26 protein-coding genes are annotated in these 24,965 nt (G+C 64.6%); 7 read left to right on the top strand and 19 right to left on the bottom strand.

The genetic code is table 11. The features are described from left to right. The first annotated feature begins 56 nt into the window (after positions 1-56). Entirely contained in the window at positions 57-1,205 is a 1,149-nt protein-coding gene (locus ACEN42_RS36810; protein ID WP_371882518.1) for a porin, read from the top strand. A gap of 42 nt (positions 1,206-1,247) precedes the next feature. Here the strand turns inward: ACEN42_RS36810 and ACEN42_RS36805 are convergent, their stop codons facing one another. From ACEN42_RS36805 to ACEN42_RS36795, 3 genes are read right to left on the bottom strand one after another with little or no spacing between them, the layout of a single operon-like run. Beyond that, entirely contained in the window at positions 1,248-1,655 is a 408-nt protein-coding gene (locus ACEN42_RS36805; protein ID WP_238289535.1) for an SgcJ/EcaC family oxidoreductase, read from the bottom strand. Continuing rightward, positions 1,655-1,885, bottom strand: coding sequence for a hypothetical protein (locus tag ACEN42_RS36800; RefSeq protein ID WP_238289537.1), 231 nt, complete (start codon positions 1,883-1,885; stop codon positions 1,655-1,657). The genes ACEN42_RS36805 and ACEN42_RS36800 overlap by 1 nt, the downstream gene beginning before the upstream one ends. A 10-nt stretch (positions 1,886-1,895) precedes the next feature. Then, positions 1,896-3,050, bottom strand: coding sequence for an acyl-CoA dehydrogenase family protein (locus ACEN42_RS36795; RefSeq protein ID WP_371883196.1), 1,155 nt, complete (start codon positions 3,048-3,050; stop codon positions 1,896-1,898). Positions 3,051-3,300: 250 nt separating this feature from the next. Here ACEN42_RS36795 and ACEN42_RS36790 point away from each other — a divergent pair, with 250 nt between their 5' ends. Together ACEN42_RS36790 and ACEN42_RS36785 are read left to right on the top strand one after the other, a co-directional pair. After that, positions 3,301-4,206 carry an SDR family oxidoreductase gene (locus ACEN42_RS36790; protein ID WP_371883195.1) on the top strand — a complete coding sequence of 302 codons (906 nt, stop codon included), beginning with the start codon at positions 3,301-3,303 and terminating at the stop codon, positions 4,204-4,206. A gap of 16 nt (positions 4,207-4,222) precedes the next feature. Then, positions 4,223-5,101 carry a MaoC/PaaZ C-terminal domain-containing protein gene (locus tag ACEN42_RS36785; protein ID WP_371882517.1) on the top strand — a complete coding sequence of 293 codons (879 nt, stop codon included), beginning with the start codon at positions 4,223-4,225 and terminating at the stop codon, positions 5,099-5,101. A gap of 39 nt (positions 5,102-5,140) precedes the next feature. Here ACEN42_RS36785 and ACEN42_RS36780 read toward each other — a convergent pair whose 3' ends face one another. The 5 genes from ACEN42_RS36780 to ACEN42_RS36760 form a co-directional block, all read right to left on the bottom strand. Further along, the gene (locus ACEN42_RS36780) at positions 5,141-6,814 is read right to left on the bottom strand and encodes an electron transfer flavoprotein-ubiquinone oxidoreductase (protein ID WP_371882516.1); all 1,674 of its coding nucleotides are present in this window, start codon (positions 6,812-6,814) and stop codon (positions 5,141-5,143) included. Positions 6,815-6,843: 29 nt separating this feature from the next. Next, on the bottom strand, positions 6,844-8,028 hold the full coding sequence (locus tag ACEN42_RS36775) for a CaiB/BaiF CoA transferase family protein (protein WP_371882515.1): 1,185 nt from the start codon (positions 8,026-8,028) through the stop codon (positions 6,844-6,846). A gap of 14 nt (positions 8,029-8,042) precedes the next feature. Beyond that, positions 8,043-8,888, bottom strand: coding sequence for an enoyl-CoA hydratase/isomerase family protein (locus ACEN42_RS36770; protein WP_371882514.1), 846 nt, complete (start codon positions 8,886-8,888; stop codon positions 8,043-8,045). Positions 8,889-9,041: 153 nt separating this feature from the next. Beyond that, positions 9,042-9,830, bottom strand: a complete 789-nt coding sequence (locus ACEN42_RS36765; RefSeq protein ID WP_371882513.1) for an IclR family transcriptional regulator — start codon at positions 9,828-9,830, stop codon at positions 9,042-9,044. A 7-nt stretch (positions 9,831-9,837) separates the two neighbouring features. After that, positions 9,838-10,692, bottom strand: a complete 855-nt coding sequence (locus ACEN42_RS36760) for an IclR family transcriptional regulator (RefSeq protein WP_371882512.1) — start codon at positions 10,690-10,692, stop codon at positions 9,838-9,840. Here ACEN42_RS36760 and ACEN42_RS36755 point away from each other — a divergent pair. The 3 genes from ACEN42_RS36755 to ACEN42_RS36745 are packed head-to-tail and all read left to right on the top strand — an operon-like array spanning position 10,691 to position 12,848. Beyond that, entirely contained in the window at positions 10,691-11,050 is a 360-nt protein-coding gene (locus ACEN42_RS36755; RefSeq protein ID WP_371882511.1) for a hypothetical protein, read from the top strand. The two genes, ACEN42_RS36760 and ACEN42_RS36755, sit on opposite strands and share 2 nt — an antisense overlap. Continuing rightward, the gene (locus ACEN42_RS36750) at positions 11,047-11,601 is read left to right on the top strand and encodes a DUF2889 domain-containing protein (protein WP_371882510.1); all 555 of its coding nucleotides are present in this window, start codon (positions 11,047-11,049) and stop codon (positions 11,599-11,601) included. The genes ACEN42_RS36755 and ACEN42_RS36750 overlap by 4 nt, the downstream gene beginning before the upstream one ends. Beyond that, complete coding sequence (locus ACEN42_RS36745) at positions 11,598-12,848, top strand: acetyl-CoA hydrolase/transferase family protein (RefSeq protein WP_374191225.1); 1,251 nt, start codon at positions 11,598-11,600, stop codon at positions 12,846-12,848. Before ACEN42_RS36750 ends, ACEN42_RS36745 begins: the two co-directional genes overlap by 4 nt. On the opposite strand, the gene ACEN42_RS36740 is transcribed toward ACEN42_RS36745, so the two are convergent. From ACEN42_RS36740 to ACEN42_RS36700, 9 genes are all read right to left on the bottom strand, one after another. Next, the gene (locus ACEN42_RS36740; RefSeq protein ID WP_371882508.1) at positions 12,822-13,766 is read right to left on the bottom strand and encodes a LysR family transcriptional regulator; all 945 of its coding nucleotides are present in this window, start codon (positions 13,764-13,766) and stop codon (positions 12,822-12,824) included. The genes ACEN42_RS36745 and ACEN42_RS36740 overlap by 27 nt on opposite strands. A gap of 54 nt (positions 13,767-13,820) precedes the next feature. After that, entirely contained in the window at positions 13,821-14,969 is a 1,149-nt protein-coding gene (locus tag ACEN42_RS36735; RefSeq protein ID WP_371882507.1) for a CaiB/BaiF CoA transferase family protein, read from the bottom strand. Further along, a complete protein-coding gene (locus ACEN42_RS36730) occupies positions 14,959-16,185 on the bottom strand; it encodes a CaiB/BaiF CoA transferase family protein (RefSeq protein ID WP_371882506.1) in 1,227 nt (408 codons plus the stop codon). The genes ACEN42_RS36735 and ACEN42_RS36730 overlap by 11 nt, the downstream gene beginning before the upstream one ends. Positions 16,186-16,207: 22 nt before the next feature. Continuing rightward, on the bottom strand, positions 16,208-16,627 hold the full coding sequence (locus ACEN42_RS36725; protein WP_371882505.1) for a Zn-ribbon domain-containing OB-fold protein: 420 nt from the start codon (positions 16,625-16,627) through the stop codon (positions 16,208-16,210). Positions 16,628-16,637: 10 nt separating this feature from the next. Continuing rightward, positions 16,638-17,849 (bottom strand): thiolase family protein, encoded by a 1,212-nt coding sequence (locus ACEN42_RS36720; RefSeq protein WP_371882504.1) that lies wholly within the window; start codon positions 17,847-17,849, stop codon positions 16,638-16,640. Positions 17,850-17,860: 11 nt separating this feature from the next. Beyond that, positions 17,861-18,358, bottom strand: a complete 498-nt coding sequence (locus ACEN42_RS36715) for a MaoC/PaaZ C-terminal domain-containing protein (protein WP_371882503.1) — start codon at positions 18,356-18,358, stop codon at positions 17,861-17,863. 29 nt (positions 18,359-18,387) lie between these two features. After that, entirely contained in the window at positions 18,388-19,533 is a 1,146-nt protein-coding gene (locus tag ACEN42_RS36710; protein WP_035499132.1) for an acyl-CoA dehydrogenase family protein, read from the bottom strand. Between the two features lie 179 nt (positions 19,534-19,712). Next, the gene (locus ACEN42_RS36705) at positions 19,713-20,867 is read right to left on the bottom strand and encodes a CaiB/BaiF CoA transferase family protein (RefSeq protein ID WP_371882502.1); all 1,155 of its coding nucleotides are present in this window, start codon (positions 20,865-20,867) and stop codon (positions 19,713-19,715) included. A gap of 15 nt (positions 20,868-20,882) precedes the next feature. After that, positions 20,883-22,205 (bottom strand): aromatic acid/H+ symport family MFS transporter, encoded by a 1,323-nt coding sequence (locus ACEN42_RS36700; RefSeq protein ID WP_187609260.1) that lies wholly within the window; start codon positions 22,203-22,205, stop codon positions 20,883-20,885. A 259-nt stretch (positions 22,206-22,464) separates the two neighbouring features. On the opposite strand from ACEN42_RS36700, the gene ACEN42_RS36695 reads away from it, so the two are divergent. Beyond that, positions 22,465-23,265 (top strand): SDR family NAD(P)-dependent oxidoreductase, encoded by an 801-nt coding sequence (locus ACEN42_RS36695; RefSeq protein ID WP_371882501.1) that lies wholly within the window; start codon positions 22,465-22,467, stop codon positions 23,263-23,265. A 21-nt stretch (positions 23,266-23,286) separates the two neighbouring features. Here ACEN42_RS36695 and ACEN42_RS36690 read toward each other — a convergent pair whose 3' ends face one another. Both ACEN42_RS36690 and ACEN42_RS36685 read right to left on the bottom strand, forming a co-directional pair. After that, positions 23,287-23,931 (bottom strand): DsbA family oxidoreductase, encoded by a 645-nt coding sequence (locus ACEN42_RS36690; RefSeq protein WP_371882500.1) that lies wholly within the window; start codon positions 23,929-23,931, stop codon positions 23,287-23,289. A 33-nt stretch (positions 23,932-23,964) separates the two neighbouring features. Continuing rightward, positions 23,965-24,900 carry a LysR family transcriptional regulator gene (locus tag ACEN42_RS36685; RefSeq protein WP_187609263.1) on the bottom strand — a complete coding sequence of 312 codons (936 nt, stop codon included), beginning with the start codon at positions 24,898-24,900 and terminating at the stop codon, positions 23,965-23,967. Between the last annotated feature and the right edge of the window lie 65 nt (positions 24,901-24,965).

Below are 24,965 nucleotides of genomic sequence, written 5' to 3'. Positions count from 1 at the left end.
AAATAGCTTTTTAATAACCAGCAGTCGAAGTCCTACAAAATCAAGGAGACACGTCAGTGAAAAGGCATCTTTTGTCGGTCGCGGTAATCAGCAGCGTTGCGGGCGCGGCGCACGCGCAAAGCAGCGTGACCTTGTACGGTCTCGTCGATGCGGGCGTGAACTACGTCAGCAACGACAACGGCAAAGCAAACTGGACGATGACGATGGCCGTCCTGCAAGGCAACCGCTTCGGCTTCAAGGGCGTGGAGGATCTCGGCGGCGGAACCCGCGCGATATTTCAGCTCGAGAACGGCTTCACCGGCGGCGGCGCGCTTGCGCAAGGCGGACGTCTCTTCGGACGGCAAGCATGGATGGGCATCGCCAACGATCGTTTCGGCTCGCTCACGATGGGCCGTCAGTACGATTCCATCGTCGAATATATTCAGCCGTTGAGCGGCATTCCGTATACGGGTCTCGCGCATCCGTTCGACAATGACAATATGGACAACTCGTTTCGCGTGAACAACTCCGTCAAGTACACGAGCCCGAACTTCGGCGGTCTGAAGTTCGGCGGCATGTACGCGTTCAGCAACACCGCGACGACGGACAACGGCTCCGGCTTCGCGACGAACCGGCTGTGGAGTCTCGGCACGAGCTACACGCAAGGCAGGCTGTCTGTCGGCGCAGCGTATATGCATCTGAATGCGCCGAATGCGAATACGACGGGCGCGATCTCGGGCGATTACATCAACGTGACGACAACCTCGCCGCTGCATGCCGCGGGGCTTACCGGCGCGGTGATTCGGGAGGACGTGGCCGCGGCGGGCGTGACGTATCAGCTCACGCCTGTCACGCTCGGTTTCGTGTATAGCCACTCCAAGTTCTATTCCGCGAGCGATTCGCTCCGCTTCGACAACTACGCGGCGACGGCAAGCTGGCAGATCACGCCCGCGTTCATTCTCTCCAGCAACTACACCTACACGAACGGCCAGGCGCACAACTCGGACCTGAAGCCTCGATATCATCAGGCCGAGCTGATCGCCGATTACTTCCTCTCGAAACGCACCGATGTGTATCTGCTCGGCGCATGGCAGCATGCGGTCGGCGACGCGCCGGTCGCATCGATCGCGCCGGATACGTACGGCACGGGCGGCACATCCGCGCCCGATGCATCGACCACGCGCAATCAGGTGCTCGTGCGGCTCGCGATGCGTCACAAGTTCTGATCGGCTCGTTCATGCTGGCGCACGCGATGTGCGCCGGCATGTTCAGATCGGCGGCGATTCCGGCTCGTTGGAAAAATGATGTTGACGGATGCGCCACGTACCGTCGATCGATGCGATGACGAGCGTCGTGCGCAAGCGCGCTTTCGACGTCTTGTTTCCGGCAAGAAAGAACGTGAATTCGCCGTATCCCTGTGCGAGAAAGCAGTCCGGACCCAGACGAATGAATTGCTGCTCCGTCAATGCGAGCGTGGCCGATTCGATCACGCCAAGATAGGACGCGAAATACGCGAGGATGCCCGCTTCTCCGACGGATTGCCCTTTTCGTCCGCCGAAGAACAACGCGTCCGGCGCATAAAGCGCGCCGAATGCCTGCACATTCCAGTCGCGCGCTGCCGCGTTCCATGCGGCTTCGACTTCGCTCAGAACCTCTGCTGCGACCCACTCGCTCATCACGCGATTCTCATCGTCAGGCGGCGCGGCGCGGGCGGGAACAGATGCCACGCGCCGTCGGCATGTTTGAAGAAGCAGATCGCGACATCGCCGCTGGCGTCGCGGGCCTCGACCTGCACGCATCGCAGCCGCTCGCCGCGATGAATCGAGCGTACACGAAACGGAATCGCCCGGTTGGGTGTGATCCAGCTTTCGACGGCATCACGCAGGGACTTTCGCGCGGACATCATGTCGCTCTCCTTACCCGCGCGCTTCACGCAACATATTGCGCGCGATGACCAGTTGCTGCACCTGCGTCGTGCCTTCGAAGATGCGGAACAGGCGCACATCGCGATAAAAGCGTTCGATGCCGTATTCGCTCATGTAGCCCGCGCCGCCGTGAATCTGCACCGCGCGATCCGCGACACGCCCGCACATCTCCGATGCGAACAGCTTCGCGCACGATGCCTCCGTGCTCACGTTCAGACCGTCATCGCGACGGCGCGCGGCATCGAGAACCATGCAGCGCGCCGCATAGAGTTCGGCGCGGCTGTCCGCGAGCATCGCCTGCACGAGCTGAAACTCGCCGATGGCCTGGCCGAACTGCTTGCGCTCGATCGCGTATTGCACCGTGTCGTCGAGCATGCGCTGCGCGACCGCCACGCAGATCGCCGCGATATGGATGCGCCCTTTGTCGAGCACTTTCATCGCGGTTTTGAAGCCCTTTCCCTCCACGCCGCCGATCAGATTCGCGGCGGGCACGCGGCAGTTTTCGAAGATCACGTCGCACGTATGCGCGCCACGTTGCCCCATCTTCTTGTCGCGCTTGCCGAAGCCGATGCCCGGCGTGCCCGCCTCGACGATGAACGCCGAGATGCCGCCGGAAGTCTTGTCTTCGGGATCGGTGCGCGCCATCAGCGTGAAGATGCCCGCTTGCGGCGCGTTGGTGATGTAGCGCTTCGTGCCGCTGACGACGTAGTGATCGCCGTCGCGTATCGCGGTGGTGCGCAGCGAGGCCGCATCGGACCCGGCTTCCGGTTCCGTCAACGCGAACGACGCGATGATCTCGCCGGTCGCGAGACGCGGCAGATACAGCGCCTTCTGTTCCTCGGTGCCGTCGAGCAGAATGCCCTGCGAGCCGATGCCTACCGTCGTGCCGATCAGCGAGCGAAACGCGGGCGATGCGCGCCCCAGTTCGAACATCGCGATCACTTCTTCTTCCATCGTCAATTGCAGGCCGCCGTACGCTTCGGGAATGGTCAGCCCGAAGAGGCCCATCTCCTTCATGTCGCGAACGATGTCCCGCGGAATCTCATCGCTCTCGGCCACGCGCTCCTCGTTGGGGATCAGGCGTTCACGAACGAAACGCGCGATGTTGTCGCGCAGCACGTTCATCGTTTCGGTGTCGCGAATCATGGTCTTCAGTCTCTCCGGATGCTTCTGTGATGTGCTCATGCTGCGATTCGCGAGGCACCTGCGTCAACGGCATGTGGAAGCACGTTCCGTACTTCGATTGCGCCTCTTCCGTACGTGCGCCGTGTTTAGCGCCGCGTTCCTTTTCGATGTACGGAATGTCCTCGCGCATCGCGTTGACACGTATCGGCCGCGCGCTTCATCGTCGAAGTCAGGCAATCGGGATTCAACGGAGACACACATGACGAGCAGGATGATGGAAGGCAAGGTGGTGGTCGTATCGGGCGCGGGCGGCGGCATCGGCCGCGATATCGCGCTGCTGATGGCGCGTTACGGCGCGCGCGTGGTGGTCAACGATATCGGCGCGTCGCTCGAAGGCACGGGCCGCGACAGCACGCCGGGCGAGCGCGTCGTCGATGAGATTCGCGCGGCGGGCGGCGAAGCCGTGTCGAACACCGACAGCGTCGCGGAAAACGGCGCGGGCGAGCGCATCGTCGAACAGGCGCTCGATGCGTTCGGGCGCATCGACTGCGTCGTGAACAACGCGGGGATTCTGCGCGACCGCTTCTTTCACAAGATGTCGGACGAAGAATGGGATGCCGTGCTGAAAGTGCATCTGTACGGCAGCTTCAATCTGAGCCGCGCCGCCGCGAACCGCTTCAAGGATCAGGAGAGCGGCACGTTCGTCCACATGACATCGACCTCGGGGCTGATCGGCAATCTCGCGCAGGCCAACTACAACGCGGCGAAGATGGGCATCGCGGGGCTTTCGAAATCCATCGCGCTCGATCTCGGCAGGTTCAAGGTGCGCTCGAACTGTATCGCGCCGTTCGCCTGGAGCCGCATGGTCAGCTCCATTCCGACCGACACGCCCGAGCAGGCGGCGCGCGTCGAAAAGATCAAGCAGATGACGCCCGCGAAGATCGCGCCGCTCGCGGTCTATCTCGCCAGCGACGGCGCGCGCGATGTCAACGGCCAGATCTTCACCGTGCGCAACAACGAAATCTTCCTGATGAGCCAGCCGCGCCCGGTGCGCTCCGTGCATCAGAGCGAGGGCTGGACGCCCGAATCCATCGCGGAGCACGGCATGCCCGCGCTGAAGTCCTCGTTCGTGCCGATGGACCGCTCCGGCGATGTCTTCAGCTGGGACCCGGTGTGACGCGACGGAGACTGACTTGGCGATCGATTATCAGAAACTGAAGAACTGGCCGTTCGACGATGTGCGCCAGACCTACACCGAGCGCGATAGCGCGCTGTATGCGCTGAGCGTCGGCTTCGGCGTCGATCCGCTCGACACGCGCGCGCTGAAGTTCACCTACGGCCCGGAGATGGCCGTCGCGCCGACGATGGCCGCCGTGCTCGGCTTTCCCGGACAGTGGATGCGCAACCCCGAGAGCGGCATCGATTACGTGAAGGTCGTGCATGGCGAGCAGCGCGTGACGCTCGTGCAGCCTTTGCCCGCCGCCGCGACGATCATCGGGCGCACGCGCGTGCAGTCGATCGTCGACAAGGGCGAAGGCAGGGGCGCGCAAGTGCTGATGTCGCGCGATGTCATCGATGCATCGAACGGTGAAGTGCTGGCGCGCGTCGAGCAATTGAACTTCTGCCGTGGCGATGGCGGCTTCACCGCGCACGGTCAGCCGCACGATGCGCCGCTGCCCGCGCCTTCGGCCGTGCCGGAAACGCAGGCGGATATCGTCTGCGATCTGCCCGTGCGTGCGGAAGGCGCGTTGCTGTATCGGCTGAACGGGGATGTGAATCCGTTGCATGTCGATCCCGCGACGGCGCGTGCGGCCGGATTCGAGCGCCCCGTGCTGCATGGACTGGCGACGTACGGCGTCGCCGGTCACGCGATTCTGCGCGCGGTGTGCGGCTACGAGGCAGCGCGCCTCAGGATGCTCTACGCGCGCTTTTCGTCGCCGGCGTTTCCGGGCGAGACGATACGCGTCGAGATATGGCGTCAGTCCGCGACGGCGCTGCGGTTTCGCGCGCGATCGGTGGAACGCGATGTCGTCGTGCTCAACAACGGCGAAGCTGAAATCACCGAAGCCTGAGCGCAGCGCGTGCCCGATTCCATCGGGCACGCGCTTCGATCACATGTTCGGATAGTTTGGCCCGCCGCCGCCTTCGGGCGTCACCCACACGATGTTCTGCGTGGGGTCCTTGATATCGCATGTCTTGCAGTGCACGCAGTTCTGCGCGTTGATCTGCAGGCAGTCCTCCTGCGCATCGTTCTTCACGAATTCATACACGCCAGCGGGACAGAAGCGCGCTTCCGGTCCCGCGTACATGCGCAGATTGATATCGACCGGAATGCGCGCATCTTTCAACGTGAGATGCGCGGGCTGGTTCTCTTCATGATTCGTGTTCGAGATGAACACCGAGGACAATCGGTCGAACGTGAGCTTGCCATCCGGCTTCGGATACGCGATCGGCGTGCATTGCGAAGCGGGCCTGAGCGTCTCGTGATCCCAATGCCGATGATGCAGCGTCCACGGCGCGTTGCCGCCCAGCACCTTTTGCTCGATGCCCACCATCAACGTGCCGAGGTAAAGTCCCTTGCTCATCCATTGCTTGAAATTGCGCGCGCGATACAACTCGTCGTGCAGCCACGAGGCCTTGAACGATGCGGGATAAGCGGCGAGTTCGTCCGATCGCCGCCCGGCCTGAACCGCATCGAAGGCGGCGTCGGCGGCGAGCATGCCGGTCTTGATCGCCGCATGCGAGCCCTTGATGCGCGACGCGTTGAGAAAGCCCGCGTCGTCGCCGACGAGCGCGCCGCCTGGAAACACGAGCTTCGGCAAGGACATCAGCCCGCCCGCCGTGATCGCGCGCGCGCCGTACGACACGCGCTTGCCGCCTTCGAGAAACGTGCGGATGGCCGGATGCGTCTTGTAGCGCTGGAATTCCTCGAATGGCGAGAGATACGGATTCGAATAGCCGAGTCCGACGACGAAGCCGACAATCACCTGGTTGTCGTCGAGGTGATAGAGAAACGAACCGCCGTACGTGTCGCGATCGAGCGGCCAGCCCGCGGTATGAATGACGAGACCGGGCTCGTGCCGCGCGGGATCGATCTCCCACAACTCCTTGATGCCGATGCCGTACACCTGCGGATCGGCGCCGTCGCGCAGCCTGAAACGCTCCGATAGCTGCCGTCCGAGATGACCGCGCGCGCCTTCGCAGAACAGCGTGTACTTCGCGTGGAGTTCCATGCCGAGCTGGAAGTTTTCGGTCGGCTCGCCATTCCGGCCGACGCCCATGTTGCCCGTCGCGACGCCCTTTACCGAACCGTCATCGTGATAGAGCGCTTCGGCTGCGGGAAAGCCCGCGAATATTTCGACGCCCAGTGCTTCCGCATGCTGACCGAGCCAGCGCGTGAGATTCGCGAGGCTGATCACGTAGTTGCCGTGGTTCCTGAAGTTATCCGGCAGCACCCAGTTCGGCACGGCGCGCGCGCCGGATTCGGACAGGAACAGAAAGCGGTCTTCCGTCACGGCGACATCGAGCGGCGCGCCTTGCGCCTTCCAGTCGGGGATGAGTTCATCGAGCGCGCGCGGGTCCATCACCGCGCCCGAAAGGATATGCGCGCCGATCTCCGAGCCTTTCTCCAGCACGCAGACGCCGAGTTCGACGCCGTGCTCCGCCGCGCGCTGCCTGAGTCGAATCGCGGCGGACAATCCGGCCGGTCCGCCGCCGACGATCACCACGTCGTAGTCCATCGATTCGCGTGGACCGTATTGTTCGAGGACATTCGTTTGAGACATGAGCTTCGACTTCCCGATACATGAAGACTTCACGCCACGCCGAGTTCGCGCAGCGCCTGGATTTGCGCGTCGCCGTAGCCGGCTTCGTGCAGGATCTCCGTCGTGTGTTCGCCGATGGTCGGCGGCCGCGATTCGATCGAAGGCGGCGTGCGCGACAGCATCGCCGGGGACACGACGATCGGCGCCTTGCGCGCCAGTCCCGGATAATCGACCCAGTCGAACGCGTGCGAAGCGTGGATCGCCGGATCGTCGAGCGCCTCGCGCGGCGAATAGACGGGGCCAGCGGGAATGCGCGCCGCTTCGAGCGCGGCGAGCGCTTCCTCGCGCGTGCGCGACGCACACCACGCCGACATCATCTCGCTCAGCGCCGCGCCGTTTTCGCCGCGCCGCAGGTCGTCGGTGAAACGCGGATCGTCCATCAGCGCGGGATCGCCGATCATCCGCACCCAGCGCCTGAAAAGCGGCTGCCCGATCACCTGCACGATGATCCACCCATCGCGCGCACGGAAGATGTCCGACGGTCCGTGTATCGGGCTGCGATTGCCGGTCGCCTGCCGGTCGATGGACAGCACCGCTTCCTCGATCAGCGCGCCGCTCGCGAACATCAGCGCGGTTTGCAAGAGCGACGCCTCGACCACCTGCCCCTTGCCGCTCGTGCGCCGCTCGTAAAGCGCCATCACGGTGCCGAGCGCGCACGACAGCGCGGTCGCGAAATCGACGACCGGCACCATCGCCTTGGCCGGGCTTTCCGGCGTGCCCGACATGTAGACCGCGCCGCTCATCGCCTGGCCGACGCCATCGAAACCGACGCGATTCGCCGCATCCGCATGCGATCCGAACGCGGACGACGCCGTGAGAATGATGTCCGGTTTGATCGCGCACAGCGACTCGTAATCGAGGCCGAGATTGGCGAGCGTCGCGGGCGGCATGTTGGCGATGACGACGTCGGCGTCGCGAATCAGCCGCTTCACGACCTCGCGGCCCTGAGGATGATCGATGTCGAGTGTGATCGAACGCTTGTTGCGGTTCGACTGCAGAAAGAACGCGCCCTCGCCGCTTTCCGTGACCGGCATGACGAAGCGGTCTTCGCTGCCGCCGACGCGATCGACGCGAATCACTTCAGCGCCGAAATCCGCGAGCAGCGCCGCGCAAAAAGGCCCTGCGATATAGCGCCCGAAATCGAGGACGCGAATGCCTTGAAGAACCTTGGCCATGTCGTGTCGTCCTCTCAGGCGCTGCGTGCGGGCGAAACCGGCGTGGTCACCGGGAACGCGGGCGCGCGCTTCTCGCGGAACGACGCCACGCCTTCGCGCACTTCCGCGCCGCCGAAGCCGAACATCTCCAGCGCGAGCGATGCATCGAATGTCGGGCCCGCCTGACGCAGCCAGTTGTTGAGCGCGTACTTGGTCAGCCGCACCGCGGAGGGCGCGCCGTTCACGAGGCGCGTGGCGATGGAAAGCGCGGTGTCCTGAAGCTCGGCATCGTCCACGGCGAGCGATACGAGGCCGATCTGCTCCGCCTTCTCGCCGCTCACCGGCTCGCACAGCATCAGGTGATACTTCGCCTTCGCCATGCCGCACAGGAGCGGCCAGATGATCGCCGCATGATCGCCGGCTGCGACGCCGAGGCGCGTATGCCCGTCCACGAGTCTCGCGGAACGCGCCGCAACCGATATATCCGCGAGCAGCGCCGCGACCAGCCCCGCGCCGACGGCCGATCCGTGTATCGCCGAGACGATCGGCTTCGAGCAGTTGATGATGTTGTAGACGAGATCTTTCGATTCGCGCCACACGCGCACGCGCGCATCGAAGGAGTCGATCATTTCCTCGACCATGTCGAAGTCGCCGCCCGCCGAGAACGCGCGGCCCGCGCCGCACAGGATCACGGCGCTCGTTTGCTCATCTTCATCGACATCGCGCCAGACGCGTGCGAGTTCATCGTGGCCGCGCGCATCGAGCGCGTTGAGCCGTTCCGGGCGATTCAGCGTGACGCGCAGCACGCCGCGCGCGGGACGATCGAATGCGAGCACGCCATACGACGCATAAGACACGTTGGACTTCACAGGCTCCGACATGGATTCTTCCTTTCTCTCTGGAATTCGTTGAATCCATCGTGACGACCGCGACCGATAGCGTCAACGCGATGCACCGCGTTGTTCCGTACGTCGAAACCGGCTCTGCTGCGTGCTGTCTCGCGCGTGAGTCGAAGCGGATTCCGAAGTACGGAATCACGGCTCGCAATCGACATCCGCGAGCAGTTCGGTAAGCCTGTGCCCTGCCGCGTGAAGCGCGGGAATGGCGCGCTTGCGGATCGCGGTCATGTCGGGTTCGAGTTCGACCGCGCCGCAGTTGAGCGACATCAGCGTGCGCGTGCGTCCCACCGTCAGCGGCAACGCGATGCCATACGCATTGCGCTGATATTCGCCGACGGCCATGCAGACGCCCGTCGTGCGCAGATCCTCGAACGCGGTGTCGAGATTCTTGCGCACGATGTCCGCGTTCTTGCCCGGCGTCGCGAGAATCGCGGCGATGCGTTCGCGGCGTTGCGCTTCGGGCAGCGCGTACAGATGCGCGCGCCCGACCGAGGTCGTTTCCATCGGCAGCAAGGTGCCGACGCCGAGCCGCAACGTCGCGATCCGCGCGCTCGTCCTGCACGCGATGTACAGCATGTCGAGATGATCGGGCACCGCGAGCGCGACGCACAATTCGAGCTTGTCGGCGAGCGTCTGAAGAAACGGATTGACGAGACGCGTGACGGGGCTCGCTTCGAGATAGGCATGCCCGATGCTCAACGCGCCTGCGCTCAGCTCGAACTGCCGTCCCCCGCTCACGCGCCGCAGAAAGCCGATGCGGATCAGCGTCGCGGTGATACGCGAGACCGTCGCTTTCGGAAAACCGGTGCGGCGCACGAGTTCCGCATTCGACAGAGGCGCACGATCGGCGCGAAATGCGCGCAACACTTCGAGCCCGCGTTCGACGGTCAGCGTGACGGGGGTGGTATCGGATGGGGTGGTCATCGTCGCCTCAATCGTCGAAAAGCACCTGCTCCTGCAGATGCTGCGCCGCGGCCACGAGACGCGGCCCGAGTTCACGTTCGACGCGTGCGCGCCCGAGCTTCGCGCTCGGCCCGATGCACGCCAGCACGAGCGGCGTCTGATCGCGGATCACGAGCGGCGCCGCGACGATCGCGAGGTCCGGCTCCCATTCGCCGAGCGACGTGCAATAGCCCGCGTTATGCGTCTGCGAAATGCCTTCGCTGATGCGCCGCCGCAAATGCGGCCAGTCGCGCCCCGCCCTGCGCTCGACATTGCCGAGCAGATAGAAGCGTTCGAGTTCGGGCAGCGCGGCGAGCAGCGCCCAGCCCATCGGCGATGACGCGATGCGCAGCCGCGCGCCCGCATGGAGTTCGAGATCGATCGTCGCAGGCTTGCTCGCGCATGTTTCGAGGACGATCACATCGAGACGGTCACGCGCGGCGAGCACGACGTAGGTTCCGCTCGCATCGGCGAAAGACTGCATTTCGAGGCGCGCGAGGCGCTGCACGCTCGAATGCGCGATGGCCGCATAGCCGAGCGATAGAACGGATGCCGCGAGCCGGTATTTGCGCTGCGCCGGCGAATAATGCAGATACCCGAGCGCCACAAGCGAACGCACCATGCGCGACACGGTCGGCGCGGGAATGCCTGTTTCGAAGACGATTTCCTGATTGCCGAGCCACGGCTCCTGCGGCGTGAACGCGGCGAGTATCGCGAGGCTGCGGGCGAGCGGCACGACCATCGCCGCACCCGTCTGCTCGCGCGACGCATGCGCGCTGTCCGACAGCGCCGAATCCCAACGCGTCTGATGTGTTCCGGCATTGCGGCTCGGCTGCGTCGACATGATTCACTCCTTCGTCATGCTTTCGATTACAGGTTTTCGCGTCGAGAACGTCAACCAGTTGGCGAATGTGTTCCGTACTTTGGAAGGTTCATTTTCCCTGCGAAATGCCGTTCAAGCAGCGTGCGCCGAACGCTCGTTCGGCAGCGAACGCTTTTCGATGTATGGACAGTCCCGTCGCGTCACGACAATTTACCTAACGTTTGTTACCCTATCGCTTGTTCGGTCAGGCCACCATCGGGTAATGCCCTCGTCCAGTATCCGCGAGACGCTTTCAAACTACGGAACACGCGCGCTCCTGGCGTGGACATCGCAAGAAGAAGCCGCTTATCGTGAGAACAGCATACGAGGCGACACATGACGATTCCACACGACGACGTCACGCGCGAAGAGATTCATCATCGCCAGATCGACATGCGCGGATACCGGCGCAGCGATGGGCTCTTCGAAGCGAGCGCGATTCTCATCGATTCCAAGTCGCACGATTTCAGGCCGCCCGGCGGCGCGCGCACGGCACGCAGCCATACGCCGATTCACGACATGGGCGTGACGCTCATCTTCGACGCGGACATGATCGTGCGCGACGTGCGCACGTTCATGCGCGCGCATCCCTACGATACGTGCCCCGGCGGCGGCGATTCGCTGCGTGCGCTGATCGGCCTGCGCATCGGCGCGGGCTGGAACGGCGAGGTGCGCAAGCGTCTGCCATCGTGCGACACGTGCACGCATCTGAAGGAACTGCTCGGGCCGCTCGCGAGCACCGCATTTCAGACGATGGTGGGACTGCGGCCATCGGCATTGAACGACCGCGACAGCAACGGCCAACCCGTCAAGATCGACAGTTGCCATGCCTACGGCGCGACGCGCGATCTCGTGAAACGTCTATGGCCCTACCATCACACGCCCACATGAATCTCTCCGCGCTGATCCGCCCCGGCGATACCGTCATGTGGGGCCAGTCCCACGCCGAACCCGTCACGCTGATGCGCGCGCTCGTCGAAGAGCGGCATCGCATCGGGCGTGTGCGGCTCTTTCTCGGCATCGGCCTCTCTGACGTGCTCGCGCCCGAACACGCCGACGCCTTCGACTTTCTAGCGTATTGCGGCAGCGGTTCCAACCGGACGCTCGCGCGCGCGGGCGTGCTCGACATTCTTCCCGCGCACTATTCGCAGCTTCCGCAACTTGTGCGCAGCGGTGCCTTGCGTGTCGATGTCGTCATGCTTCAGGTATCGCCGCCAGATGCGCTCGGGCGCCATTCGCTCGGCCTCGCGCGCGAGTATCTGGTCGAAGCGTTGAAGGGCGCGCGCACGATCATCGGCGAAGTGAATCGCGACGTGCCCTGGACGCATGGCGGGCCCTATCTGCGCGAATCGGACTTCGATCTGCTCGTCGAATCGGATGCCGCGTTCGCCAACCCGCCCGCGAGCGCGCCGGGTCCGGTCGAAACGGCCATCGGGAAAAACGTGGCGAGTCTCATCGAAGACGGCGCGACCTTGCAGACCGGCATCGGCGCCATTCCCGACGCGGTGCTCTCGCAACTGATGGACCGCCGCGATCTCGGCGTGCACACGGGCAGCATCGGCGACGGCATCGCGACGTTATGCGAAGCGGGCGTCGTCACGAACGCCAGGAAGGCGATCGATGCGGGCGTCTGCGTGGGCGGCGTCATCATCGGCTCGGCGCGCGTGCGCCAGTTCGCGCATCGCAATCCCGCGTTGGAACTGCGCGGCACCGAGTACACGCACGACGCAAACGTGCTGCGGAGATTCGATCGTTTCGTCGCGATCAATTCCGCCGTCGAAGTCGATCTGACCGGGCAGGTGAACGCGGAAGTCGCGGCGGGCACGTATGTCGGCGCGGTCGGCGGCGCAGGCGATTTTCTGCGCGCCGCGCAGGCGAGCCGTGGCGGCGTGCCGATCATCGCGATGCCGTCGACGGCGGGCAAACACAGCCGCATCGTCGCGCGACTCGCCGGGCCCACGACGATCCCGCGCAGCGACGCGTGCGTGATCGTCACCGAATACGGCGTGGCCGACTTGCGCGGACTGTCGCTCGCGCAGCGTCTTTCGCGCATGATCGATGTCGCGCATCCCGATCATCGTGAAGCACTGGAGCGGGAAGCGCGCGACGCGTCATTGCGCGTCGTCGTGGCGCGTTGATTCGTCGCGCGGCTGATCGAGCAATTGCTGCATCAGCGCGCGCGTGGTCGGACTCGGGCTGCGGCCGCGCGGCGTCGCGATATGAATCCGGCGCACGGCCCACGGCTCAGCCAGTTCGATCACCGAAACGCGGTTCAGCAGTTCGTGGCCGAGAAAGCATTCGGGTTGCACGGTCACGCCGAGACCCGCCTGCACCAGACTGATCGCGACGCCCGCGCTGCGCACGCAATGACGCGGCTCGAATTCCGTGCCGAGACGGCGCGCGGCCGCGCGAAACGCGCCGAGCATCGCATCGACGGTGACGAGTTGTTCCGGCAGCAATTCCTTGAACGTGACGCTCGAATGCGCGCTCAGCGGATGCCCTTGCGGCACGACCACGACCATCCGGTCATGCCGATACGGCGTGACATCGACGCCGCCGAGATCCAGCTCGTGCGCCGCCGCGAAAAGGCCGATATCCGCCTCGCCACGCGATACGGCGTGAATGATCTCGGCATTTTCGAGTTCGCGCAGCACGAGATGCACGAGCGGATATTCGCGGCTGAACTCGCCCAGCTCGCGCGACAGAAACGGCACGTACACAGAACGCGCCGACGCGACCGTCAACTCGCCCTGCATGCCTTCCGTGAACGCGGCGATCTCGGCGCGCATGTCTTCGAGACTGCCGAAAATCGTGCGGATATAGCGCGCGAGCACGCTGCCCGCCGGACTCGCGACGACGCCTTTCGGGCTGCGTTCGAGCAGCTTGACGCCGGCGATGTCCTCGAGGTCCTGAATGCGCTTGGTCGCCGTCGATGCGGCGATGTTTTCGCGGATCGCGGCGAGGCCGATCTGTTGTTCCTCGACCGCGGAAAGAAAGAGCTTGAGCGTGAACAGATCGACCTGACGGATCAGGTGAAGCCGGTTGAAGGTTCCCATGTCTCCTCTCGCGCATCGCCGATGCGCTCATTGTGCGCTCTTTAAAGGCGCTTTCTACTGGTGAACGTTCAGCAAGGCCTCCAGCCGGTCGTTGTCCGCGCCGATATCCCGCGCCGCGTGCAAGGGCGGCGGCCGCTTGCCTTCGAACGACAGCGGCAGCCCGACCAGACCTATCTCGTCGTCCGGCGGCGTTTCGATGATGCCGAGCGCCTTCGTCTGCGCGTGATGCACGAGTTCGTCGGTGGTCTGAACCGGCGCGACCGGCAGGCCCGCCGCCTGCAGGCGCGCCTGCCAGAACGCGCGCGTTTCCCGCGCGAGCCGCGCGCCGATCAGGCCGTCGATCTCCGCGCGATACTTCAGCCGCGCCGCGTTGGTCGCGAAGCGCTCGTCGCGCGTCCATTCGGGATGATCGAGCGCGGCGCACAGCTTCGCGAACAGCGCATCGTTGGCGGCGCTGATGATCAGATAGCCGTCCGCCGTCGGATAAGCCCGATGCGGCACGATGAACGCGACGCCCGAGCCGTGCCGTGCGCCGAGTTCGCCGTCGGCGCTGTAATTGGCGATGCCGACCGACATCCACGCGATCGCCGTCTCCAGCAGCGAGCTGCTGACGCTCGCGCCGCAATGCTTCGCCTGTCGCCGGTAGAGCGCCGCGAGAATGCCGATCACGGCCCACATGCCGGTGCCGAAATCGACGATGGACACGCCCGCGCGCACCGGCGACTGCCCTTCCTCGCCCGTGATGCTCATGATGCCGGAAAACGCCTGCATCAGCGGATCGTAGCCGGGCAGATCGTTGAGCGGACCGGTGTGTCCGAACGCGCCGATCTCGCAATGGACCAGTTCGGGCTTGGTCACGCGCAGGCTGTCGGCGTCGAGGCCGTAGCCCGCGCTCGTGCCTGGCCGCAGGTTATGGATGAACACATCGGCGTGCTCGGCGATGAGCTGATGCAGCATCCCGAGCTGCGCCTGATCCTTGATATCGATGCTGATGCAGCGCTTGCCCCGGTTGATCGCATGAAACGCGGCGCCGCTGCCCTTCCATGTGCTCGGCCCCCAGCCGCGCGAGGAATCGCCGCTCGGCCGCTCGACCTTCCACACTTCGGCGCCGAGCGCGGCGAGAATGCGGCCGCTGAACGGCGCGGAGGCGCTGTCGCTCAACTCCACCACCACCACGCCCGACAAAGGCAGATCACGTAGCATGTTCGTTCTCCGGTTGTGCCCGTTGCGCGGCCCACGCGCCGCCGGACAGCAGGATTGCTTCGATCTCGTCGCGCGAAAAACCGTATTCGTCCAGCAACTGCTCGGTGTGTTCCCCGAGGCGCGGCGCGGGATGACGCAACGCGGGCGCGCTCTCGCTCCATCGCTGGGGAATGCCGATGCCGCGCAGCCTGCCTTCCGACGGATGCTCCTGCTCTTCAAAGAAGCCGATCTGCTTCATGTGCGGATCGTCGAGCAGCGTCGCGGGCGTGTTCATCTCGATGACGGGAATGTCCGCTTCCACCAGCAGCTTCATCCACTGCGCGGTCGTCTTCGTTTCGAACGTGCGCGCGAGAAACGCGTACAGATCGGCGATATGCTGCGTGCGTCCGTGGATGTCGGCGTAGCGCGGATCGTCGGCCATCTCCGGATGCCCGGTCAGCACGAAGAAGCGCCGCCAGTGATGATCGGCATAGACGTTCACGCCGATGTAGCCATCCAGCGTGCGATACGGACGGCGGTCGCCGTTCATCATGCGCGCGTAGCCCCAGTCGCCGATCGGCGGCACGAAGGTATGGCCGTAGAGATGATCGCCCATCACAAAGTGCGCGAAGGTTTCGAACATCGGCACCTCGACTTCCTGACCGACGCCGCTTTTCTCGCGCCGATACAGCGCCATCGATACCGCCGAGCACAAGGCCATGCCGACGACTCGATCCGCGATCGCCGTCGCCACGTATTCGGGCTCGCCGCTCTTGCGCGCCTGCAGCACCGGCATGCCGACGCCGGCCTGGATCAGATCGTCGTAGGCCGGGCGATCCGCATACGGGCCGTTCTGCCCGAAGCCGAACGCGCCGCAATACACGATGCGCGGATTCACCTCGCGCACATCTTCGTACGCGATGTTAAGCCGCGCCATCGATGCGGGCCGCAGGCTGTAGATCACCACATCGGCCTGCCGGATCATGCGTTGCAGCGCCGCCGCGCCGCGCTCGTGTTTCAGGTCAAGCACGATGCTGCGCTTGTTGCGGTTCAGATGCAGAAAGATCGCGCTCATGCCGCGATGCCTGCATGGTCCGACGCCGCGCGTCGTGTCGCCTTCGCGCGATTCGATCTTGCACACGTCCGCGCCCATGTCGGCGAGCAGAAGCGATGCGTACGGCCCCATGAAATTCGACGTGAGATCGAGAATGCGCACGCCGTCGAGTGGTCCTGCCATGACGTCTCCTCCAGCTTGTTCGTTATCGGTCGGACAGGACGAAGACCGGCATCTTCTGCGCGCCGCGTTCGACGATGCGCATCGTCACACGCTCGCCGATGCGCACGGCGTCCGGTTCGGCATCGATCTGCGAGAACAGATAGTAGCCTTCGTCCATTTTGATGAAGCCGACTGTGTACGGCGTGATCGATGCCCACACGGGTGTCGGGCCGCGCATGATCGTGCTGTGCGACCAGACTTCGCCGCGCCCTTGCGAGCGTTCCCAGCCGAGCGATTGCGAACCGCAATGCGGGCAGTACGAATGCGCGGGCCACACGGCCTGCGTGCAATCGGCGCAGCGCTGGAACGTGAGTTCGTTCCCGGAAAGCGCGGCCCAGTACGGTTCGGCATCCGGAAGGCGGTAGGGTTGCGGCCAGCCTTGCGCTGAAATGGCTTCTGTCATGTGCGTTCTCTCAGGTCGTGGACGACAGCATCAGCACGGCGCCCGCCGCCAGCATGCCGCCCGCGCCCTGCACCAGCACGGTCTTCGGACGGGTTTTCGCGGCAAGGCCGAGCGGCGTGCCGCGCAACTGGCGGATCGCCTCGACGATGCTGTCCATGTTGCAGGAAATGCCCGGCTGCCCGAACGAGAGCCAGCCGCCGTTGGTATCGGTCGGCAGATCGCCGTCGATGCCGGTGCGGCCCTCGCGATACAGATCGATGCCGCGGCCCTTCTTCGCGAAGCCGAGGTCTTCCATCACGATCGGACCCATGTGCGCGAAGTTGACGGAGATCTGCGTCATGTCGATGTCCGATGGCGTGAGGCCGGACATCGCATAGGCCTGACGCGCCGCTTCGGCCGTCGCGGTGTGCGTGAGATTCGGGAACGCGCCGAGGCCTTCGAACTTGCAGCGGCGCATGTTCATGCGATCGGTCAGATACTCGTGCGTGCTCGCCGATCCGTAGCCGAGCACGTAGACAGGATCGCGTGCGTCCTTCACGTTGTCCGGCGATGTCACGACGAGCGCGCCGCCCGTGCCGCCGCCCCAGGTCGAGCACATCCAGCGGCGCAACGGCGAGGCGACATACGGCGAACTCAAAACCTTCGCGCGATCGATCTCGCCGAACTTCGCCTTCGCCGCGTGCGGATGATGCCGCCCCCAGCGCTGATTCGCGATCACGACATCGGCGAGATCGTCTTCCGTGATGCCGAACTCGTGAAAGTAGCGGCACGCGGCCTGCGCATACAGCGCGGGAATGGTCGGGCCGTACGGAATCTCGAACTGCGGATCGGCGTCGGCTTCGGCGCCCATCGCGACGGCATCGACGAAGAGCTCGGTCGCATCGCTTTGCAGGCACAGCACGTACTCCGCGCGGCCGGCCGCGATCATCTGCGAAGCGATGGCGATGGTCGATGTCAGACCTGCGCCGTGCATCGTCACTTCGCTCGTGATGGTCACCGGCATCTGCATGTGCGAGATGAAGATGTTGCTCCACTGCGAGCGCTTGTCGGCCCACGGCGAGCGGCCGGTGAACACGGCATCGACTTGATCGCGACCGATGCCCGCGTCGGCGAGTGCGTTGTGCGTGGCTTCGGCCGCGAGCTGCAACGGGTCCTTGCGATTCGCGAGCGATGCATACGCATCGCCCATTCCGACGATCGCCGCGACGGGTTGAGGCGTCATGCTCGCTCTCCTCAGTCCTGAAGCTCGGGCTGCGATCCGGCGACGAGCGCGTCGAGATCGGCGCGCGTTCTCATCATCAGAAGGCTCCATTCGCTGCGCTGCACGACTTCGCCGCGCTGGTTGAACGCCTTGATCAGAAACGAGCCGACGCCGTACTTGTCGTCCTTCTCCTTCTTGCCGATGACTTCCGCGCTCACATAAACGGTGTCGCCGATCTTCACCGGATTGAGAAAGCGCATCTTGTCGACGCCGTAGTTCGCCTGAATCGCCGGGCCGAACTGCAGCAGGCCCGAGAGCAGCGAGAAGGTCAACATGCCCTGCACGAGGCGCTCGCCCCAGCGCGTCTTCGATGCGTATTCGGTGTTCGAGTGAATCTCGATCCAGTTGCCGGTGAACATGCAGAACATGACCACATCGCTTTCCGTCACGGTGCGGCCCGCCGAGCGGAATTTCTGGCCGATCTCCAGTTCGTCCCACGGTACGTTCACGCTGCTATTGACGACGCTCATCGATATCTCCTGTGTGATTTTTGAGGGGTTCACTGACGCATCGATTTCGCGATGATCGTGCGTTGAATCTGCGACGTGCCGCCGCCGATGGTCGACTGAATGCTCTCGCGCAGATAGCGCTCCATGTCGGCTTCGGGCAGGTTCGCGTAGCCGCCCAGAACCTGCATGCCGGTGAGTGCGCACTCTTTCAGCGTCTCGGAGCCGTAGAGCTTGGCCATCGACACTTCGCGGCTGCACGGCACATGCGCGGCGGCCATTTGCGCGGCGCGATAGCAAAGCAGGCGCGCGGCATCGACCTTGGTCTGACAGTCGGCCAGCATGTGGCGGATCACCTGAAATTCGTACAGTTGCTTGCTGAACTGGATGCGCTCGTGCGCGTAGCGCGTGGCGGCGGTCACGGCCTGTTGCGCGTTGCCGGTGTACGCCGCCGCGACCGCGCAGCGTTCCAGCTCCAGATGCTCGGTGATGATTTTCCAGCCCTGGCCGACATCGCCGAGCAGCGCATCGCCGGGCACGCGCGCTTCGTCGAGAAAGATTTCGGTGGTGCCCGTCGCGTGACGCGAAAGCGTCGGCAGCTTGTTGATGACGACGCCCTTGGTGTCGTTCGGAATCAGCAGCACGGACAGGCCGCCGTGCTTGTCGTCGTTGCCCGTGCGCACCAGCATCGCGATGGTCGTGTCCTTCGCCGCCGCGCCGCTGCACCAGAGCTTCTGGCCGCTCACGATCCAGTCGCCGTTGCTGTCGCGACGCGCGCGCGTCTTCGTGTTGGCGGCATCGGAACCCGCGTCCGGCTCGGAGATCGACACCGAGAAGCGGATCTTGCCTTCGATGAAGGGCTTCACGTAACGCGCTTTCTGTTCCGGCGTGCCGAACTTGATGATGTTCATCGCTGTGAAGGTCGGCACGAGCACCGAGCACGCGAAGTCGAAGCCGAACTTGCCGAGGCCTTCGGCCATCAGCGAGTAATCGAAAATGTCGCCGCCCGAGCCGCCCGCTTCTTCCGGAATCAGGATGCCGAGCCATCCCTGCTGCGCGATCTTCTCGTAGGCTTCGTACGGATACTGTCGTTCCATGTCGCACTTGCGCACGTATTCGACGGTGATCTCGTTGTCCATGAACTTGTTGACGGTGTCGAGCCACATCGTTTGCGACTCGTCCAGAAAGTTTGCGGGCATGTCTTCTTGCTCCTCGTTGAATGACCGATGTATCGGTATTTGCAGGTTAGAGCGATGCAGACCGCGATCCAACTGGCGTTTTTCGAAGCCCGGTTTCGATGATGTCGAAGCGTGTTTCGCGTGCGCGGAAACGCAAACAGCGCCCTCCGGCGCTGTTTGCGGGCTGCAACGAAACGGATTCAGACGACCGCGCCGGCCTCGCGCAATGCGCTCAGCTCCTCAGGCGTGAAACCCCAGTCGGCAAGCACGGCATCGGTGTTCTCGCCGGGCGCAGGCGGCGGCCGCTGGATCGCGCCCGGCGTGCGGGAAAAGCGCGGCGCGGGCGCGGGTTGCATGACGCCATCGTTCTCCACGAACGTCTCGCGCGCGCGCAAATGCGGATGATCCGGCGCCTCGGCCATCGACAGCAAGGGCGCGATGCACACCTCGCGCCCTTGCGCGAGCGCGCACCATTCATCGCGCGTGCGGGTGCGAAAACGCGCGGCGAATATCGCGTGCACGGCGGGCCATTGCGCGCGGTCGTGCTGAGCGGGCATCTCGTCTTCGCGCAAGTCCAGCAGCGCCAGCGTGTTGCGCCAGAAACGCGCCTCGTTCGATCCGAGGCTTAGCCAGCGCCCGTCCTTGGTCTCGTACACGTTGTACCAGGGCGCGCCCGAGTCGAGCCGATTGACGCCCCGCTCATCGCGCCAGTAGTCGCCCGCGCGCAGGCCGTAGAAGAGCGTCATCAGCGATGCGGAGCCGTCGACCATCGCCGCGTCGATCACCTGACCCTTGCCCGAGCGCTGTCGTTCGAGCAGCGCCGATACCACGCCCAGCGCGAGATACAGCGAACCGCCGCCGAAATCGCCCGCGAGGTTCAGCGGAATCGCGGGACCGCCTTGCGCGCGCCCCACCGAATGCAGCACGCCGGTGAGCGAGATGTAGTTGATGTCGTGTCCCGGCGCCTGCGCGAGCGGCCCGTCCTGCCCCCAGCCGGTCATCCGTCCATAGACGAGCGCGGGATTCACAGCGAGGCACACGTCCGGTCCCAGTCCGAGCTTTTCGGCGACGCCGGGGCGGAAGCCTTCGATGAGCGCATCGGCTGAGCGGACCAGCTTCAGGACAGCATCCGTGGCTTCCCGCTTCTTCAGATCGAGCGCCGCACTGCGACGCCCGCGATGCAGCAGATTGAAGCGATGTTCCACCGGCGCGCCGCCGTCATAGCCCGGCGGCCTGTCGATGCGGACGATATCCGCGCCCAGATCCGCCAGCAGCATGCAGCAGAACGGCGCCGGACCCACCCCGCCCAGCTCGACGATGCGAATGCCCGCGAGCGGCCCTCGTGCGTTTTCCATGTCGGTCGTCTCCGCTCAGGTGCTCTTCGCTTGCGCATAGGGTACGTCGTATTGCGTGGCCTTCGGTATCAGCGTGACGACGCCGGCGGCCATCACGGCGGGAATCGCGAACGCATAGAAGTTCCAGTGATGGCCGAGGTTCGAGCCGAGCACCCACCCGCCGATCATCGGTCCGAGAATCGAGCCGATGCGCCCGAGACCCTGCGCGGCGCCGATCGCGGAACCGCGGCACGAGGCCGGAAAATAGGCGCCGATAAAGCCGTAGACGAGCGTCGATGAGCCGATCGACCCGAGGCCCGCGCCGAACACCGCCAGCATGAGCCAGGTGTGATCCGGCTTCTGGCTGAGCACGAGCAGCGAGATCGAGCAGATGAGGAAATACGGCACGAGCACGCGCTTCGAACCGAAGCGATCGGCGAGCCACGAACCGATCAGGTTACCCACCACGGCGCCGAATTGCATCACGAGAAGGAACTGCAGCGATGAGCCCAGCGGATAGCCCGACTTGCGCATCAACTGGGGTAGCCATGCGTTGAGGCCATAGACGACGAGTTGCGCGCAGAAGCACATCAGCGCGAACAGCAGCAACGCGGCGCGGAATTCGGGCGATGTCAGCAGCCGATACCCCCGCGCGCCCGACGCCGCGACGCGCGACCGGCGATGTTCCTCTTCGTCGCGTGCGATTTCGTCGAGGTCGATCGCGTAGCGCGCAGCGAGTGCGCGCGCTTCGTCGGTGCGGCCACGGTCCAGAAGATGGCTCGCCGACTCGGGCAGGTAGAAGAACATGACCGGCAGAATGAACACGTAGAGCGCGCCGAGTCCGTAGAGCACGCGCCAGCCCTGCTCTTGCAGCATCGCGATGGCGAGCAGCGCGCAGATCACGCCGCCGACCGGATAGCCCGTCAACGCGATCGCGCTGTAGAGTTGCCGGCGGCTGCGAGGCGCGTATTCGATCGTGAGCGCCACCGCCGACGGCACCACGCCGCCGAGCCCGATTCCGGTGACGAAACGCGCGATGCCGAGCGCTTGCGGCGAATGCGCGATCGCGCAGAGCAGCGAGCCGAGCGAGAACCACAGCACGCCCGCCATCATGAGCTTGCGCCGCCCGATGCGATCGGACAGCGGACCCGCGCCGAGCAGGCCGACCATCAGGCCGGCGAGCGTCCAGCTGCCGATCATCCCCGCGCTCGCGGGACTCAGGTTCCAGCCGGGTTCTTCGAGCAGGCGCGGGATGGTCGCACCGTAGACGATGAGATCGTAGCCATCGACTGCAATCGTCAGAAAGCACAGCATGACCACGAACAGACTGCTTCGCGGCGGTCTTGAAGATAGATTCACATCGTCTCCTGTGTCGGATTATTCGAATGTCCGCTGATGGGCTCATCGAGTGAGCCGTCCCAATATAGGCACGCGAAATTTTCAGACCTAGTGACGGTTTTCGAATCGGGTATTCGGTGTCGTCGAATCGCGGCGCGGCAGGTCGTTCGGATTACGCGAAGCGCCGGTTCGAAACATTGCAGTTGCCGCGATGACCGTTGCGCGCCTAACGTGGTGATCGGCAGGAGAGGACTCGTCAAATCATCGAGGACGCAATGCAATGAGCGATCTGGAAGGAAAGGTGGCCATCGTCACGGGCGGCACGGGCGGCATCGGCAAGGGCATCGCGTTGCAGCTCGCCACGCGCGGCGCCGTCGTCGTGATCAGCGGGCGCAGCGCGGCGAAAGCCGAAGCCGCGCTCGCGGAAATGCGGCAGGCCGGCGCAACGGCAGGCTTCATCGCGGGCGACGTGCGATCCAGCGCCGATATGTCCGCGCTCGCCGAAGAGACCGCGCGCAGGTTCGGCGGCATCGACATCGTCGTCGCGAACGCGGGCGGCAACGACGACGAAGCCCGCTCGGCGCAAGTGCGCGGCCCGTTCGTCGACATCGATCTGGCGCGCGTGGCGGCCGTCGTCGCGGAGAACACCTGCGCGAAGCTCTTCCCCGTGCAGGCGGCGCTGCCCTACATGCGCGCGCGAGGCGGCGGCAGCGTGATCTTCCTGACATCGGAGGGCGGCCGTGTGCCGACGCCGGGGCAAACCGCCGTCGCGACGTTTGCCGGCGGGCTGATCCGCGCAAGCAAGGTGATAGCGAAAGAACTGGCGCGCGACCGCATCCGCGTGAATTGCGTGTGCGTCACGGTCGTGCGCGACAGTCCGTCGTGGGAAGCGGTGTTCGGTGTGGACGGCAAGGTGTCGGAGCAGCATCGCCGACAGTACGAGAAGATCGTCGCGGGTTGCCCGCTCGGCGTCGCGGCGCCGGCGGATATCGGACGCGTGGTGGCGTTTCTCGCCTCCGACGAGTCCGCTTATCTCACCGGCGCGACGCTCAGTCCGACGGGCGGTCTCACGCTGCACTGAAAGCCGTCGCGACCCTGCCCTTCAACCCTTCTCGTCGATGATCTTGCGGATCGCCTGCTCGAACGCTTCGGAAGACTGGCCGCCGCTCACGAGATACTTCTGGTCGAAGATGATCGCGGGCACGGACTGGATGCCGAGTTGCTGCACCTCCCGCTCCTCGGCCCGCACTTCATCGGCATAGGTGCCGTTTTCCAGCACCGCGCGCGCCGCTTCGCCATCGAGACCGACGCTTCTGGCCGCTTCGATGAGCACGTCCGGATCGCTCGTATCCTTGCCGTCGCCGTGATACGCGCGCAAGAGCGCGAGCTTGAGCGGCAGTTGCTTGCCTTCGATGCCCGCCCAGTGCAGCAGCCGATGCGCATCGAACGTATTGTACACCCACTTGCGTTCGCCGAAATCGAAGCCTTCCTGTGCGCCGCGCTCGCGGATCATCGCCTGCGTCTCGCGGATCTGCTCCGGCGTGCGGCCATACTTGCGGCCGAGATAATCGACGATGCGCTCGCCTTGCGGGCCCATGTCCGGATTCAGTTCGAACGGATGCAACGTGATGCGGGCCTCGACGGTGTCGCCGAGGCGCTCCAGCGCGCGTTGCAGGGAAGACAGGCCGACGGCGCACCACGGGCAGGCGATATCGGAGACAAAGTCGATCTGGAGAGGGCGAGACATGAGCATGGTGAAGTTGAAGATGAATCGGACAGGCTAGCGCAAATCGGTTTGGCCTGCGTTTTTCGCTGAGTCCGCGAACAGATCGATCACCACGCCGCGCAGCCAGCGATTGCCTTCGTCCTGCTGCACGCGCGCGTGCCAGAGCAGATGGATCGGCGCGGCGGGCAGCGTCGAAGGCAACGCGCGCAGGCTGAGCGAGAACGGCTGAGCCAGTTGCTGGGCCAGTCGCTCGGGCACCGTGGCGATCAGATCGGTGCGTTGCAGGATATAGCCGACGCTCATGAAATGCGGCACCGTCAACCGCACCCGGCGCTGCACGCCGCGACGCTTCAGCCAGTCTTCGACCTGACCGTGCCCGGTGCCAGCCGACACCACGACCAGATGCTCGGCTTCCCGCCAGGCCGCGAGCGTGAGCGGCGCATCCTCCAGCGCATGGCCGCGTCTGAAGAGACACACATAACGCTGATCGAACAAACGGCGCTGATAAAAGCCGCCCTTGAGTTGCGGCAGCAGCCCGATGGCGAGGTCCACGCGGCCATCGGCCATTTCGTCGCTCAGATTGACGCCGGTTTCGCGAACGGTATTCAGCGCGATGCCCGGTGCTTCACGCGACAGCCGTTCGACCAGCGCCGGCAGAAAGACGACCTCGCCGATGTCGGTCATGCCGATCGTCATCGTGTCCGTGGCGCGCAGCGGATCGAAACCGGTCGCGGGATTGAGCGCGGCGTGCAGCGTCGCGAGCGCCTGCGAGACCGGTTCGGCCAGACGCAACGCGAACGGCGTCGGCACCACGCCACCCGGCCCGCGCACGAACAACGGATCACCGAGCCGGCGACGCAGCTTGGCGAGCGCATTGCTGACGCCGGGCTGGCTCATGTCCATCTGTTCCGCGACGGTAGAGACGCGTCGTTCCTGCATCAGACGTTGAAAGAGCAGCAGCAGATTGAGATCGACGTCGCGCAGTTCCATGATTCGGCTATCTCGCGTTCATTGATTCTGGTGATGAAGCAGATTCATCCCATTTTATTGTGGAA

It is taken from the genome of Caballeronia sp. S22 (assembly GCF_964261745.1).
Classification (GTDB): Bacteria; Pseudomonadota; Gammaproteobacteria; order Burkholderiales; family Burkholderiaceae; genus Caballeronia; species Caballeronia jiangsuensis.
Note: the sequence above shows the minus strand (reverse complement) of the source record. Positions and strands in the feature narration are given on the sequence as shown.